We start from the raw sequence: 13,067 nt of genomic DNA, 5'->3' as shown, positions 1-13,067 counted from the left end.
CACGCGCACCGGCGTTTCCGCAAGCATACGCGGGGAATTACTCTGAACCAGTACCGTAGTAGACGGTTCCGGCCTGGCCATACGAAGATACCCGGATCAGCGTCGTCTACGATTGAGAAGGCCCAAGGACAGGATGCCGACTACGGTGAGTGCGACGGGGCCGGGTTCAGGAATAGTCCCCGGCACGTTTGGCTCGGTCCCAAGCGTGGTTCCATACTGAAAGCTCACGGTGGAGATCTCCGATAACGTGAAGCTGGCCGGGACAGCGCCCAAAGTAAACACGGCGCTGTCTTTGATAAAGGGGCGACCGGCGAGGCCCCCGTTGTAGTTACTGCCGTCATCCGCGGCGGTGGTTAATCCTCCGCCAACTCCGCCCGGCGTGGGGCTATCGCCGGGGAGCGCGCTGCCCGGGAAAAGGTTTCCAGGGCCGAAAAGACCGAAACCGACGGCACTGATCCCCTCGTTGGCATTTCCAGGAGCACCGTTCAACCCCGCCGCATAAGCCCATGAACCACCAACAATACCGCCTGGGACTGTCAAAGTAGAACCGTCTTCTACTCCGACGCTGCCCGCATTCAGAGATGCCGAAAGTTTCGTCAGGGTTGGGTCACCCGTAAGTGAGAAGAATACTGCGGTGAGGATGTCCGACGGATCATTCGGTTTGTAGGTCGCTAGATTCGTCAGCGACATGAGCAGATTGGTGGTTGTGCCTGACACTGACAGATCGAATGTGACCGAGGCACTGTTCGTCTCGCTCGCGTCGTTGCCAGGACCGCTACCCGTGTACGTCACCGCAGATTGTGCTGTCGTTGCTAATAATACCGCAAGAGCCGCCAGAAGCATGGCAGCCCGTGCTCGCATTGAGAATCTCGGGATTGAACCGGCGAAGCGCTTGCTCGCGACGTTCCTCCATCCCGTTAGCACATCCGGGGATTCACCCGGCGGCGTTTCCGTGAACCCGCCACCAGCGGTGTTCCACTGGCTACCAATACCCTGGCAGACGGTTCCGGGACAATCCCCCATGTTCTCTCCCAATCGAAAACGAACCACCTTCGTACCTCGATTCAAAATAATTGACCTCGGGCTCACGCAATCCTTGTTTGGTTGAAGCTGTTATCCCCTCGTTTCTAAAGTCCGCCTCAGCTCGTGTTGTTTTGAGAAGGGTCCACTTGCCGATTGGCGACGCGCCCTCTAGTCGCCGACAACGCCTTCGACCGCCGCACCAAGGCGAATGCCCAGAGCAGACCGGTGGCTATCAGCACACCGGTGCCCGGTTCGGGTATCGCGGGACCACCATTGTCGCCGGCAATCGTGCCAGCGAGATTGAGATTTGCGTCCTTGAGGCTCGTGCCGTACTGGAAACTGACATTGGTGATGTTCGCGAGCACGAAGTTTGCGGGCAACCCGCTCAGCGTGAAGATGACGGTGCTCTCGATGAGTTGTTGATGCTTGAGGCTGCCCTTGTCGTTACCCATGTTGTCGAAATCGGTCGTGACTCCGTACTGCACACCGCTGGGCGCGGCTGATCCCTGGAGGTTTGGGCCGGGGAAGCGGAAGTGTTGGGTGAACGCTTTCAGACTCGTGCTGGAGATGCCCTCGTTAGCACCGTGCGGCAGGCTGGGCAGGCGGTTGCGATAGGCCCACTCGCCTCCAACGTTTGTTCCAGGACCACTCACACCGGGGCGATCTTTGATCGCTGTGTTAGGACCGAGTAATGCCGAAACCGGAGTAAGTGCCGGACCTCCGGCTAGGGTGAAAAAGATTCCCGTGAGGATTTCAGCGCTATTGCCCGGGTCATTGGTGGCGGTATTCGACAGAGTGATGACTAGCTTCAGGTCCGAGACGGCGAACGAGGCCGACGCGCTCAACGTCCTATTGGTCGCGGTGTAGGTGACGCCATGAGCAGTACCTCCGACAAAAATTAAAGCCAAGGCGACGAGGCCCCGCGCGACTGTTTTCATTCCCTATTACCCCTAATGCCAAACGCAACGTAAGCGACGTTTATCCAGGCGTGTTCCTTACGGTTCAACCCGGCGATCGACGGCTCGACGCACTTCCCGTTTTTCGGCTGAAGCTGCCACTCCCTGGTTTCCCTAGTGGCAGCTTCAGCCCATGTTGCTCCAGCTTCCGCTGGCCGATCCCTATTTCCCTAGAACCAGCTTCCGCCGGTCAATCAACGACTCGACGCACTGCTTTCATCGGTTGAAGCTGCCACTCCCTGATTTCCCCAGTGGCAACTTCAGCCCGTTCTATTTCACGTACAACTTACCGATGGACGACTTTGGACGCGCTCTCCTGGTGTACCCTTGCCCCTGATTGCATCACGCGGCACGGAGACCAGCGCGGCTGACCTGGCGCACCCCTTGGGGGGCGCGAACGGAGGCGGCAATACCGCGAGTTGAGCGATTCGCCCGTGTTTGGCGACGGCAAAAAGTCTGCTGCTCATACGGAAAGAGCCAAAACAAAATCTGCCCGACCTTGGCCGATTGATTGGGGATTTGTTGGAAACGTTTCATGGATTTCAGTTCCAAGCCGGCGCTAACAACAAGGAGGGCGGTTGGGGCATCAGCTGGCGGTAGCTCGGTGCGAGTTTGTGCAATTTGGTGAGGGTGTCTTGCACTTGGAGAAGCGACAAGTCACGAAGCGAGTTTATTGCACGGGGAGAGTCCGATACTAACGCCGCTGATGCCCCTGAGGCCCCTGATCCCACCACATCTGATAGAAATTCATGCCCATGAACAAATGCAGGTTCCTGGACGGTCGTTTTCCCGCTGAAAGCGGTGACTGGCGACGAGAAGGGTCGTTGGGGCATCAGCCGGCGGTAGTTCGGTGCGAGTTTGTGCAATTTGGTGAGGGTGTCTTGCACTTGGAGAAGCGACAAGTCACGAAGCGAGTTTATTGCACGGGGAGAGTCCGATACTAACGCCGCTGATGCCCCTGATCCGACCACATTGGTAAGAAACTCATGTCCATCAATGACGGGGTTGCGCAACCCGATGCAGCAACCGCCCTCCGCCTGATGGCGAACGACCGACCCGGTCAATCCCAGGCCGACCTTCTTTTCTTCGACTACTGTAAGCTCGTTGTTCATGAGTGTTCTTACGCTCCCTTTATTACGCCAACGGCGGGCCTCTCCACAATCGGCGGGAGGACGGTTTTCTACTCGGAGATCGGCTGAGAGGGCATGGGCATTTGTCCGATGTACAAATCGGCCTGGGGGCTATTGTGCCGACCTGTATGGGCAGGATACAGTGATGCGCATGTCAGGCCGTATGAAGATACCTACCAGCAAGACGAACCGTTTTGTGCGCGTGTTGCCAGCGACTCTCGGTTGATGGGACACCATGCAGGTTAAGAATGTCATGAAAAGGAGCGTCGAGGTGGTCGCTCCCGACACCTTGTTGCACGAGGCGGCGCGCAAGATGAGCGTTCACAATGTTAGCGTGCTTCCGGTTTGTGAGGGACGGAGAATCGTGGGTCTGTTGACCGCCCGAGACCTCACCGTGCGGGCGACGGCCGAAGGGTGTGACCCACGGACCAGCCAGGTGCGGGAGGTAATGATGTTCCCAGCCATTTGCGGTCGCGAAGGCCAGAACGTCAACGAAGCCGCCGACCTGATGCAGAAGTGGCAGCTCAGCCGATTGCCCGTGCTCAATCGACAGAAACGCCTGGTAGGAATCGTCTCCCTGCGCGATCTGCAGGGTCCAACTCAGCACGACAATCACCAGTCCAAATTGAAGCGCTAGGAAGCCGCATTCTACGTGGCTTCGGGATCGCCATCGGCGTAAGTACCATGCAATACGCTATTTCCCTGTTGCTGCACTAAGGAAGGTGGCTACCGGGGCAGATGCGCAAATTATGCATTGCCCAGCAAGTCAATAAGTTGCTGCCCCAGACGGCCACCCCCCTCGCATTAGGCTTGCAAACTGCGTAACCTCAGGTAGTCTTAGCCTGTACTTGGAGAAAAAGAGATGGCGGGAACCTCCATTCGTCTAGACGCGAAGCGGTCGGGGCCGGGTTTGACCTTAAAACCGAAGCTACCGCCCATTCTTCCCTTTGGCGGGAACCGGGGACGTGTTGAGCGCCTGGACGAGAAGGCCGGGTTTGAGTGGGTTGGTGAAGCCCTGACGAGGACCCAGGAGGCGCTCGAAACCTTGTGGGAAGCCGAGGAACTGCATCGGCTGCTCTTTGTGAAGGTTCCGCAACCGCGGTTCGTCTGCGACGCCAAGACGCTGCGTATTCTCGCCGTCAATGAGGCGACCGTCCGCCAATACAAGTACTCGCGACATGAATTTCACCGGATGCGCGTGATTGATCTCAGCGCGCCGGAGTCCGTCGCGGATTTCAAGAAGTACTGCCAGGAATTATCTTCATCGCGAGGCGGCGCCGTCGACGGACAGGACAATGTCTTTCGCCATCACCGAAAAGACGGCAGCTTGATCGACGTTGAGATCGAAGCGGCCGTGATCCCTTTGCGGGGCAAGCGGCTGTTTCTGCTACTGGCCCAGGACGTCACCGAGAAACGGCGCGCCCAGCAGCGGTTGCGGGCGCACCAGGCTACCACCCATGCGCTGGCGGAATCGTACACCTTGACGGAAGCCGGCCCGAAGATTTTTCGGGCCATTTGTGAGAACCTGGGTGGTGACTGGGGTGAGCTGTGGACTGTCGATCCGGCCGCAAACGTTTTGCGCTGTGCACAGACCTGGCACCCCGCCTCGCAACGGCTCCCGCGGGTGGAGCGAGCCACGCGGGACTTGGGCTTTGCGCGTGGCGAAGGCATCCCCGGCTCGGTCTGGGCGCACAACAAGCCGCTCTGGATCGCCGACATCTCCCAGCAGCCGGCCATGCACCGAAAGCGGGCGCTGGACAAGTTCGGCTTGCGAACCGTGTTCGCGTTTCCGATACGTCTGAACCGGGAAGTGCTGGGGGTCATCACGGTTTTTAGCCGACGCGTATTGCCGCCCGACAAACATCTGCTGCAATTGCTCAAGGACATCTGCAGTCAGATCGGCCAGGTGATGGGACGCCGGCGCGCTGAGAGGCAGTTGCTGGAAATCAGCGAACGCGAACAGCAACGCATCGGACGCGATTTGCATGATGGCTTGTGCCAACAGTTGGCCGGCATCGCTTATATCGCCAGCAACCTGCAAAGCACGCTTGCGAAGGTATCGCCCAAGGAGGCTACCGTCGCGGCGCGAATTGCCGAATTGTCGCGGGCGACCGCTGTGCAGGCCCGCCAGATCGCGCGCGGGCTCAACCCGGTCAATTTGGGAGCCATGGGGTTGGTGGCGGCGCTCGAAGAACTGACCTCCTCCATTGGGACGATGTTCGCCATTTCTTGCCGGTTTGAATCCACTCACCGTGTCCGTATTCGGGACCATGGCGCAGCGGTCCATCTCTACCGCATCACGCAAGAGGCAATCCATAATAGTATTACTCACGGGAAGGCCACCGAGATCCGCGTCTCCCTCCACCGGAAAGGACGCGGGACCGTGCTCAGCGTTATCGACAACGGCCGCGGATTGTCCAACGTTTCTGTCGAAGACTGGGGTATGGGCATTGAGAACATGAATTGCCGCGCACGCGCGATCGGCGCGCGACTCCAGTTTGCGCCCTGTCGCGGAGGCGGGACGATCATGTGCTGCACGTTGCCCTCTCGTGTCCGAAGAGCAAAATGAAAAGCGCCCGAGGGAAACAGTCGGAAGTTGCCGACATCAAGCAGCGCGTTCTGTTGGTGGATGATCACCCGGTCGTTTGCGAGGGGTTGGCCCAGCGAATCAATGCGGAACCGGACCTGAAGGTCTGCGGCCAGGCGCGGGACGCTCATGCCGCTCTGGATGCCATCGAGAAGTTGCGGCCCCACATCGCCGTGGTGGACATCGGCTTGGGCGAAGGCAATGGCATCGAGTTGATCAAGGATTTGAAAGTGCGCTATCCGCAACTGCCAGCCTTGGTCTTGTCCATGCACGACGAGGCGCTCTATGCCGAACGCAGTTTGCACGCCGGCGCCAAGGGCTATGTAATGAAGCAGCAGGAAACGGACATCCTGTTGCAAGCGATCCGCCAGGTGCTGCGCGGCCAGGTCTATTTGAGCGAAAAAGTCAGGGATGCGATCGTCAACCGCATCGGGGGCAACGTGCCGGAAGACAAGGCCACTTCCCTCGCCCAACGCCTGAGCAACCGCGAATTGGAGGTTTTCCAGTTGATCGGTGACGGCTACGCCACCCACGAGATCGCCCGCCGACTGCATCTCAGCAACAAGACCGTGGCATCGCATCGGGAGCATATCAAACTGAAGCTGAACCTGAGGACGGGCGAGGAACTGGCGCGCTTCGCCATTCATTGGCTGCGTTACCGCGTCCCGGACGTCGACGCCTCGTTGACCGCGCGCGAGCTCGTTGGCAAGCCAGCGAAGCCCCGCCCTTCCAAAGCGGCGACTCGATAGCCGGACTTCGCGCGATGGCGGGCAGGCCCGAGAGTCTTCGGGACGACTAGGCCCGATCGTGCTGGCTATTGCGGCCTGTCGCTTAGTGCGGGTTGTTGGGGAGGCCGCGCGGGCTGGGCTTGCCCATCAGGTCGTCGAATTCGGGAGTGCCGCGGAGGGTGGCGAGGTCGGCATCCTCTGACGCGGATTGGCGATAAAGCCGGTTAGAATCAACATCGAAACATTTCTTGAGGTTCTGCGCGGCCATGACGGGATCGTCGAGCTGCGCGTAGACGCGGGCGAGGCTGTAGAGCGTGGCGGGATCATCGGGCCGCAGGGCGAGGCTGGTGTTCAGCCTCTCGATGGCGTCGCGGAAATCGCTGCGGAGACGACTGGCCTTCCCCAAATCAATCAGCGCGTTGCCCCACATCGTGTACGTGTTTGCCGCGCCTGGCTGTGCCCTGGCAGCACGTTCAAATTTCTCCAACGCCTCGCGCAGCAGTGATTGCTCCGTTTCACGGTCATTCGAGACATGCGCCGCGTGCACAAGCGCACCAGCCCAGTTGTTGCAGACGGGGCCGATTTCGCCACTGAAGCGCGCGTGGTCGGCTGCCTTGGCGAAAAGCGCCGCGGCCTCCTTGTACAATTGAAAACGCGCCTGATCGTTCACGGCGTAGTCGGGCAGTTTTGTGGAGAGAATCACGGCCCACTTATTGTAGGACTCCCAGTCGTCGGGCGCGATTTCAACGGCTTTACGGCACTTTTCCACAGCCCCCTGGTAACAAGCCAGGCGGGTGCGGGATTCCACGGGCAAATCACCGATCAAGAGCAGCGTCTCGCTCCAGAGAATATAGGTGAGCTTGTCGTCCGGCTTCTGGGCAGCGGCCTTGCTGAACTTCTCCGCCGCAGCCTGGAAGGATTGCAACTGCCGCGCCTCGGTCAGGCCCTGTTTGCCCAGTTGCACGAGCGAGATACCCCAGTTGTTGTACGCTTGCGGAAAATTCGTGCGCGCATTGATCGCCCGTTCGAAAGCCTGCGTCGCCCCCGCCCACTTGCGATCGCGCATCAACTGCACGCCAAAGTCGAACTGTCCCTGGGCCACTTGCTCAGGCGTAAGCGTTTCTTCTGGTGACGCTGCCGGGACGGAAGAGAGGTAGGGTGCGCGACCCAGAAGCGTGAGGCCAATCGCGACACTGATGAATGCCCGATTCATATTTTTTCAACTATAAGAGCGCTCTGCCGCAACACCAACGGCAAAAACCGAGAGGCAGGGCAATCGGTGAAGGGTTTACCGTGGTAATGATCCCACAAACGAGCCGCCGTCAGACGTCGGACTGATCGAGCGTACCGACCTCCCGTCACGACCTACGGGTGCGGTATGAAGCCCATTTGATCAAGAAGCTTTTGCCCCGTGGAAGATTGGACAAATTGAATAAAATCGTGCGCCGCAGGTGCTTCCTTTTCCTTGTCGGTAAAAAGATGCAAGGCGCGCGCATAGGGATACTGGCCCTGGTTCACCATCGCCGCGGTCGGAGCGATTCCGCCAATGGACACGGCCTTGACGTTCGGCTTCGTCGACAGCTCGATGCTGCAATAACCGATTCCTCCCGCATCGACGGCAACCGACTGGACGATGGACGAGTAGCTGGTCAGTGGCTTCATGCCGACGCCATACGGCTTGTTCTCCATTGCCAATTCGCGAAAGCCCAGGTGTGTCCCGGAAATCGGGTCGCGGATGTACAGATGAATGGGCCCATCCGGACCTCCCACTTCCTTCCAGTTTTGGATGGCGCCCGTAAAAATGTCCCGGATCTGGTCCCGCGTCAGGTTTCCGACAGAGTTGGCGGCATTAACAATCACTGCGACGCTATAGGAACCGATGATGTAATCGTTGCAACTGACATTGCGAGACCGGGCCAGTTCCAGTTCATTCGTGGTGAGCACCCGGGAAGCCGCCGCGATGTCACTGAGGCCGCCCAACATCGCCGCCACCCCATACCCGGTTCCTTTGAATTCGGTTTGAAACGTCGCGGCGGGATGATCTTTCTTGTACTCCCCGATCAAGCGGGGGGCCAATTCTTCGCCAATCGTGTTCGAACCGCTAAGAACGATGGCTCCTGATTTATCAGACCTGCCGGGCGCGGCCGTCTCGCTCGGGGAACAACTTGCGAACAACATACCGAGCGCTAATACACCGAGGCCCTTTAGGCAAAGTCCCATTATCGGGACTCCAAGCACGGAGCATTTCTTGTACAGATTTATTCTCATGGCGCCTTCTCCCTTTCCGACGGAAATGATCTGGGGGTTTATATTCATTTGCTTGGGCATAAAGATCAAGGACAATTTCGGAGTGGAGTAGCGCGACGCGTGCTGTACGAGATGATGGGAACCCACGTCTGGAATGGAGGGCCTCCAGGTCATTACAAACAAGGGTATGCTTTTATAGTGGCGCTTGGCGCACCGTTGCGGCACGATACAGTGGAAGGAGATGAGGCGATGTCGTCGAGGCGAACGCAGAGCCAGAGTGCGAAGATCGGCGGGTGCGGCGTGGTGCTGTTCGTGGCGCGAGCGGCGGCCGTCTTGACGGTCCTGCTCACGACCCTGTTTCCCGTTCACGCCGCCACCGACCAGACTGTGTGCGTGCTGACGATTCACGAGGATATCACTCATAACACCCTGTATCTCGTACGGCGTGGCTTGCGTGAGGCGGAAGCGAAGAAGGCGACGGCGGTCGTGCTCGATATGCGGACGAACGGCGGTCGCGTGGATGTGACGGAAGAGATCATTCGCCTGCTCGAGCGCGCCCCGATGAAAACCTATACCTACGTGGATGACAAGGCCTACTCGGCCGGCGCGTTCATTGCCGCGGCCACGGACAAGATCTTCATGGCGCCCGGTAGCGTGATCGGCGCCGCCACGCCCGTGATGCTCGCCCCTGGCTCGGGGGTGCAGGAGTTGCCGAAGAGTTACGAGGAGAAACTCACGTCCGCGATGCGCGCGCGGATTCGCGCCACCGCGCAGGAGAAAGGCCACAACCCGGAGGTATTTGAAGCGATGGTCGATGCCGACCGCGGGTTGACCATTGACGATGAAGTAATCACCCCCAAGGGCAAGCTGCTGACCCTGACGAACGAGGAGGCGGCCCATGAGTACGGCGACCCGGCCACACCGCTGCTGTCCGCGGGTACGGTAAAGTCGCTCGATGAGTTGTTGCGGAAAGTTGGGTTGTCGGGTGTTCGCACGTTCGAAGTGTCGCCGTCGGGGTTCGAACAGCTGGCCCGGTGGATCACGACGATCTCTCCGCTGCTCATCCTGGTTGGGTTCCTGGCGCTGTACATCGAGTTGTCGCACCCCGGTGTGGCGCTGCCGGCGATTGTGGCCGTGATTTGCTTTGCCATTTATTTCCTCGGCTATTTCGTGGCCGGACTCGCCGGTTGGGAGGAAGTGGGGCTGTTTGTTTTCGGGTTGTTGTTGCTGGCCGTGGAATTCTTCCTGTTTCCCGGTCACTTTCTCTCCGCGGCATTGGGCACCGTCGCAGTACTGGCGGCGCTGGTGCTGGCCATGGCCGGCCACCTGCCGGGCGCGCCGGTCCTGCCCAGCTGGGATCAGTTGCAGGTCCCCCTAATGAAAGTCTTCGGAAGCATGATCGGCGCTTTCCTGGCCGCCATGCTGCTCGGTCGGTACCTGCCCAAGAGCACGCTCTTTCGGAAAATGGAGCTGGTAGCGGCGACGAGCACGGCGGAAGGGTACTCGGCCAGCCTCGGCGAAGCGAAAGCGCTGCTTGGCGTGTCGGGTGTCGCGGAGACGAATCTGCGTCCATCCGGCAAGGGACGCTTCGGCGACAAGTTGGTGGATGTCGTCACAGAGGGTGATCTGATTGAGAAGGGCAAGCCGATCACGATCGTGGAAGTACAGGGCAGCCGCGTTGTGGTGAAGGCCATGGCCCGGGAACCGGCATGAACTGGACGCTCATCGTCCTATTGACGGTTGTAGGACTGATGTTTATCGCCGTAGATTTTTATATCCCCGGCTTCGTGCTGGGCAGTATCGGCGCGGTGCTGATGCTGTTCGCGACGATAATCTGTTACCGTGACACCGGCAGCCGGAACCAGACGATTATGATGTTCTGCGTGGAAGTGGCGCTCGGCATCGGGGCGGGTTACGCGTCCATCTGGTATTTCCCGAGGACGACCGCGGGCAGGAGAATGATTTTGGCCGAGAAACAAACGGGCGCCAGCGCGGAGGCACCGCGAGTGAATGACTGGATTGGTCGCGAAGGCGTGGCGCAGACGGTCTTGCGACCCGCAGGAATGGCGCTCATTGACGGTAAACGGCTCGACGTGGAAGCTGAATCCGGCATGATTGAGAGCGGCAGTCCCATCAAAATCGTGGCGGTGCACAAGAATCGACTCGTGGTAAAACAACTTGGTTAAAGGAGGCGTAACTATATGGACGGCAGTATTGGCTCACTCATTCTAATGGCGATCTTGGCGGTCTGCTGTATTTTCGGTTTGATCGCGTTCTTCGTGGTGATCTCATTCATCAACATTTGGATTCAAGCCCGCATGACCGGCGCGCCGGTGTCGTTCCTGACGCTGTTGAGCATGCGGCTGCGTCGCGTGCCCATCGGACTGGTCGTCCAAAGCCGCATTACCGCGGTGAAAGCCGGCATCCCGCTCACGACCGACCAACTCGAAGCGCATTACCTGGCCGGTGGCGACGTCAACCAGGTTGTCCGCGCCCTCATCGCCGCGGAAAAAGCGAATCTGAATCTCGGCTTCAACCAGGCGGCCGCCATCGACCTGGCCACCCATCAGTCTGGCAAGAGCGTGTTCGAAGCCGTGATGACCTCCGTGAACCCCAAGGTCATTGACTGCCCGAATCCAGCCAGCGGCAAGCAAACAATCGCGGCCGTCGCCAAGGACGGCATCCAGCTTCAGGTCAAGGCGCGGGTCACGGTGCGCACGCATCTCGACCGGTTTGTCGGCGGCGCCACGGAAGAAACCATCATCGCCCGCGTCGGTGAAGGCATCGTCACCGCCATTGGCTCGGCCAATTCCTACAAAGATGTTCTGGAGAATCCCGACACGATCTCCAAGCGCGTGTTGGAGAAGGGCCTCGATGCGAGCACGGCCTTCGGTATTATGTCCATCGACATCGCGGACGTCGACGTCGGCGACAATATCGGCGCGCGCCTGCAGCAGGAACAAGCCGAAGCCAACAAGCAGATGGCCATTGCCAACGCTGAAACGCGTCGCGCCATCGCCGTGGCCAATGAACAGGAAATGAAGGCCCGGACGCAAGAGATGCGAGCGAAGGTCGTGGAAGCGGAAGCCCAAATTCCGATGGCCATGGCGGAAGCGTTCCGCAGCGGTCGGCTCGGTGTCATGGATTACTATCGCATGCAGAACATCCAATCAGACACGCGGATGCGCCAATCAATCGCGGGCGAAGACGTCAGCAAATCCGGCACGGCCAGCTAGCACCGTGAAACTCGCCAATATCGACGGCCTGATTTGGGTGATCATTGTCGTAGTGGTTGCCCTGGTCAAAGGCTTCACAAAGCTGCAGAAACCGGCTGATGAAGACACAGCTGATTTGGATGAGACGCCGCGAGTGACTCTCCCAAGAACACCGCGTCGGCAGCCGCAACCACGCCCGATGGTCGCGCAGGTGCAGCGCGCGCCCCCCGCGCTTCAGCGAACTGCGGCACCAATGGGTCCCCGCCCTATCGCCGGTCCAGCGAGTAAGGTGCGACGAATCGACGCTGATCAGATCCGTCGCTTCGTCGAACAGTTAAGCGGCTTGCCAGCGTCGCAACCACCCGTTGTTCCTCCACCCGTTCCCAACGCGGCACCCCCTCCTCCATCCCCCGAGCCAGAGCGTGTCACGGATGCGCCTGACACAAAGCAAACAATTATGAACACACCGGCGCCTACACAACCCACCCGCGCCACCCAATGGGCACAAGCCCTGCGCGATCGACAGAATATCCGGAACATCATTATCGCCTCCGAAATAATCGGATCCCCACGAGGCGAATCGGCTTAATCAGCTTACCGAATGCCAGCCAATATGACTGGCTCGCTTGTTGTCCCTTGGCACTTCCAATGCTCTTACGGTATGCCGCATGATTACTATGCAGTACATAACCAATCATCATAGGGAGCGGTGAAACCAATGAGCCATAATACTCTCAAACAGGATAACCAGGGATTCACCCTGGTCGAAATAATGATAGTCGTCGCAATTATTGGGCTGCTGGCCGCGTTGGCAATTCCAGGCTTTGTCAAGGCGCGTAAGCAATCGCAGGGGCGGCGCATCTTGAACGATTGCCGCCAGATGGATGCGGCCATCAACCAATGGGCTCTGGAAACCGGCCAGTCAGATGGCGCTGCCGTCGATACCGTCGGCGCGCAGACTTACTTGAAGACCACCTGGAAGCCAAATGACCTGCTCGGCAACGCCTTTGCCGTCACCGTCGTCGGAGGCACCCAGATTTCGGTCAACGCGACAACCAAGTCGGCCCTGGATGGCGTGGGCATCGACTGGGGTGCGTACTGACGGTTCGTCAGTGACTTCGTTGTGGCGCGCTGCGACGCGCGGGAACACGGGGAACCCAGCACGTCGCAGCGTCGTCACG

At 59.2% G+C, this 13,067-nt stretch carries 12 protein-coding genes; 7 read left to right on the top strand and 5 right to left on the bottom strand.

Going from position 1 to position 13,067, the window contains the following annotated elements; translation table 11 throughout:
- Nucleotides 1–96: 96 nt before the first annotated feature.
- The 3 genes from VNL17_04400 to VNL17_04390 all read right to left on the bottom strand — a co-directional run bounded on the left by VNL17_04400 (nucleotide 97) and on the right by VNL17_04390 (nucleotide 3,091).
- Entirely contained in the window at nucleotides 97–1,068 is a 972-nt protein-coding gene (locus VNL17_04400) for an XDD4 family exosortase-dependent surface protein (GenBank protein HXI83316.1), read from the bottom strand.
- A 71-nt stretch (nucleotides 1,069–1,139) separates the two neighbouring features.
- Nucleotides 1,140–1,961: an XDD4 family exosortase-dependent surface protein gene (locus VNL17_04395; protein HXI83315.1), complete on the bottom strand. Its 822-nt coding sequence runs from the start codon at nucleotides 1,959–1,961 to the stop codon at nucleotides 1,140–1,142.
- A gap of 560 nt (nucleotides 1,962–2,521) precedes the next feature.
- Complete coding sequence (locus VNL17_04390) at nucleotides 2,522–3,091, bottom strand: hypothetical protein (GenBank protein HXI83314.1); 570 nt, start codon at nucleotides 3,089–3,091, stop codon at nucleotides 2,522–2,524.
- A gap of 271 nt (nucleotides 3,092–3,362) precedes the next feature.
- On the opposite strand from VNL17_04390, the gene VNL17_04385 reads away from it, so the two are divergent.
- From VNL17_04385 to VNL17_04375, 3 genes are all read left to right on the top strand, one after another.
- Nucleotides 3,363–3,746 (top strand): CBS domain-containing protein, encoded by a 384-nt coding sequence (locus tag VNL17_04385; protein ID HXI83313.1) that lies wholly within the window; start codon nucleotides 3,363–3,365, stop codon nucleotides 3,744–3,746.
- A 225-nt stretch (nucleotides 3,747–3,971) separates the two neighbouring features.
- Nucleotides 3,972–5,678: a GAF domain-containing protein gene (locus VNL17_04380; GenBank protein ID HXI83312.1), complete on the top strand. Its 1,707-nt coding sequence runs from the start codon at nucleotides 3,972–3,974 to the stop codon at nucleotides 5,676–5,678.
- Nucleotides 5,675–6,445 carry a response regulator transcription factor gene (locus VNL17_04375; protein ID HXI83311.1) on the top strand — a complete coding sequence of 257 codons (771 nt, stop codon included), beginning with the start codon at nucleotides 5,675–5,677 and terminating at the stop codon, nucleotides 6,443–6,445. The genes VNL17_04380 and VNL17_04375 overlap by 4 nt, the downstream gene beginning before the upstream one ends.
- A gap of 82 nt (nucleotides 6,446–6,527) precedes the next feature.
- Here VNL17_04375 and VNL17_04370 read toward each other — a convergent pair whose 3' ends face one another.
- A complete protein-coding gene (locus VNL17_04370; protein HXI83310.1) occupies nucleotides 6,528–7,637 on the bottom strand; it encodes a hypothetical protein in 1,110 nt (369 codons plus the stop codon).
- Nucleotides 7,638–7,789: 152 nt separating this feature from the next.
- A complete protein-coding gene (locus VNL17_04365) occupies nucleotides 7,790–8,692 on the bottom strand; it encodes a phosphate ABC transporter substrate-binding protein (GenBank protein HXI83309.1) in 903 nt (300 codons plus the stop codon).
- 228 nt (nucleotides 8,693–8,920) lie between these two features.
- Between VNL17_04365 and VNL17_04360 the strand changes: the two genes are divergently transcribed.
- From VNL17_04360 to VNL17_04345, 4 genes are all read left to right on the top strand, one after another.
- On the top strand, nucleotides 8,921–10,384 hold the full coding sequence (locus VNL17_04360; protein HXI83308.1) for an NfeD family protein: 1,464 nt from the start codon (nucleotides 8,921–8,923) through the stop codon (nucleotides 10,382–10,384).
- On the top strand, nucleotides 10,381–10,857 hold the full coding sequence (locus VNL17_04355; protein ID HXI83307.1) for an NfeD family protein: 477 nt from the start codon (nucleotides 10,381–10,383) through the stop codon (nucleotides 10,855–10,857). The genes VNL17_04360 and VNL17_04355 overlap by 4 nt, the downstream gene beginning before the upstream one ends.
- 15 nt (nucleotides 10,858–10,872) lie before the next feature.
- Nucleotides 10,873–11,907: a flotillin-like protein FloA gene (floA, locus tag VNL17_04350; protein ID HXI83306.1), complete on the top strand. Its 1,035-nt coding sequence runs from the start codon at nucleotides 10,873–10,875 to the stop codon at nucleotides 11,905–11,907.
- Between the two features lie 697 nt (nucleotides 11,908–12,604).
- On the top strand, nucleotides 12,605–12,988 hold the full coding sequence (locus VNL17_04345; protein ID HXI83305.1) for a prepilin-type N-terminal cleavage/methylation domain-containing protein: 384 nt from the start codon (nucleotides 12,605–12,607) through the stop codon (nucleotides 12,986–12,988).
- Nucleotides 12,989–13,067 lie beyond the last annotated feature (79 nt).

The sequence above is a fragment of the Verrucomicrobiia bacterium genome (assembly GCA_035577545.1).
Classification (GTDB): domain Bacteria; phylum Verrucomicrobiota; class Verrucomicrobiia; order Palsa-1439; family Palsa-1439; genus Palsa-1439.
This window is presented reverse-complemented; position numbering and strand designations above follow the sequence as displayed.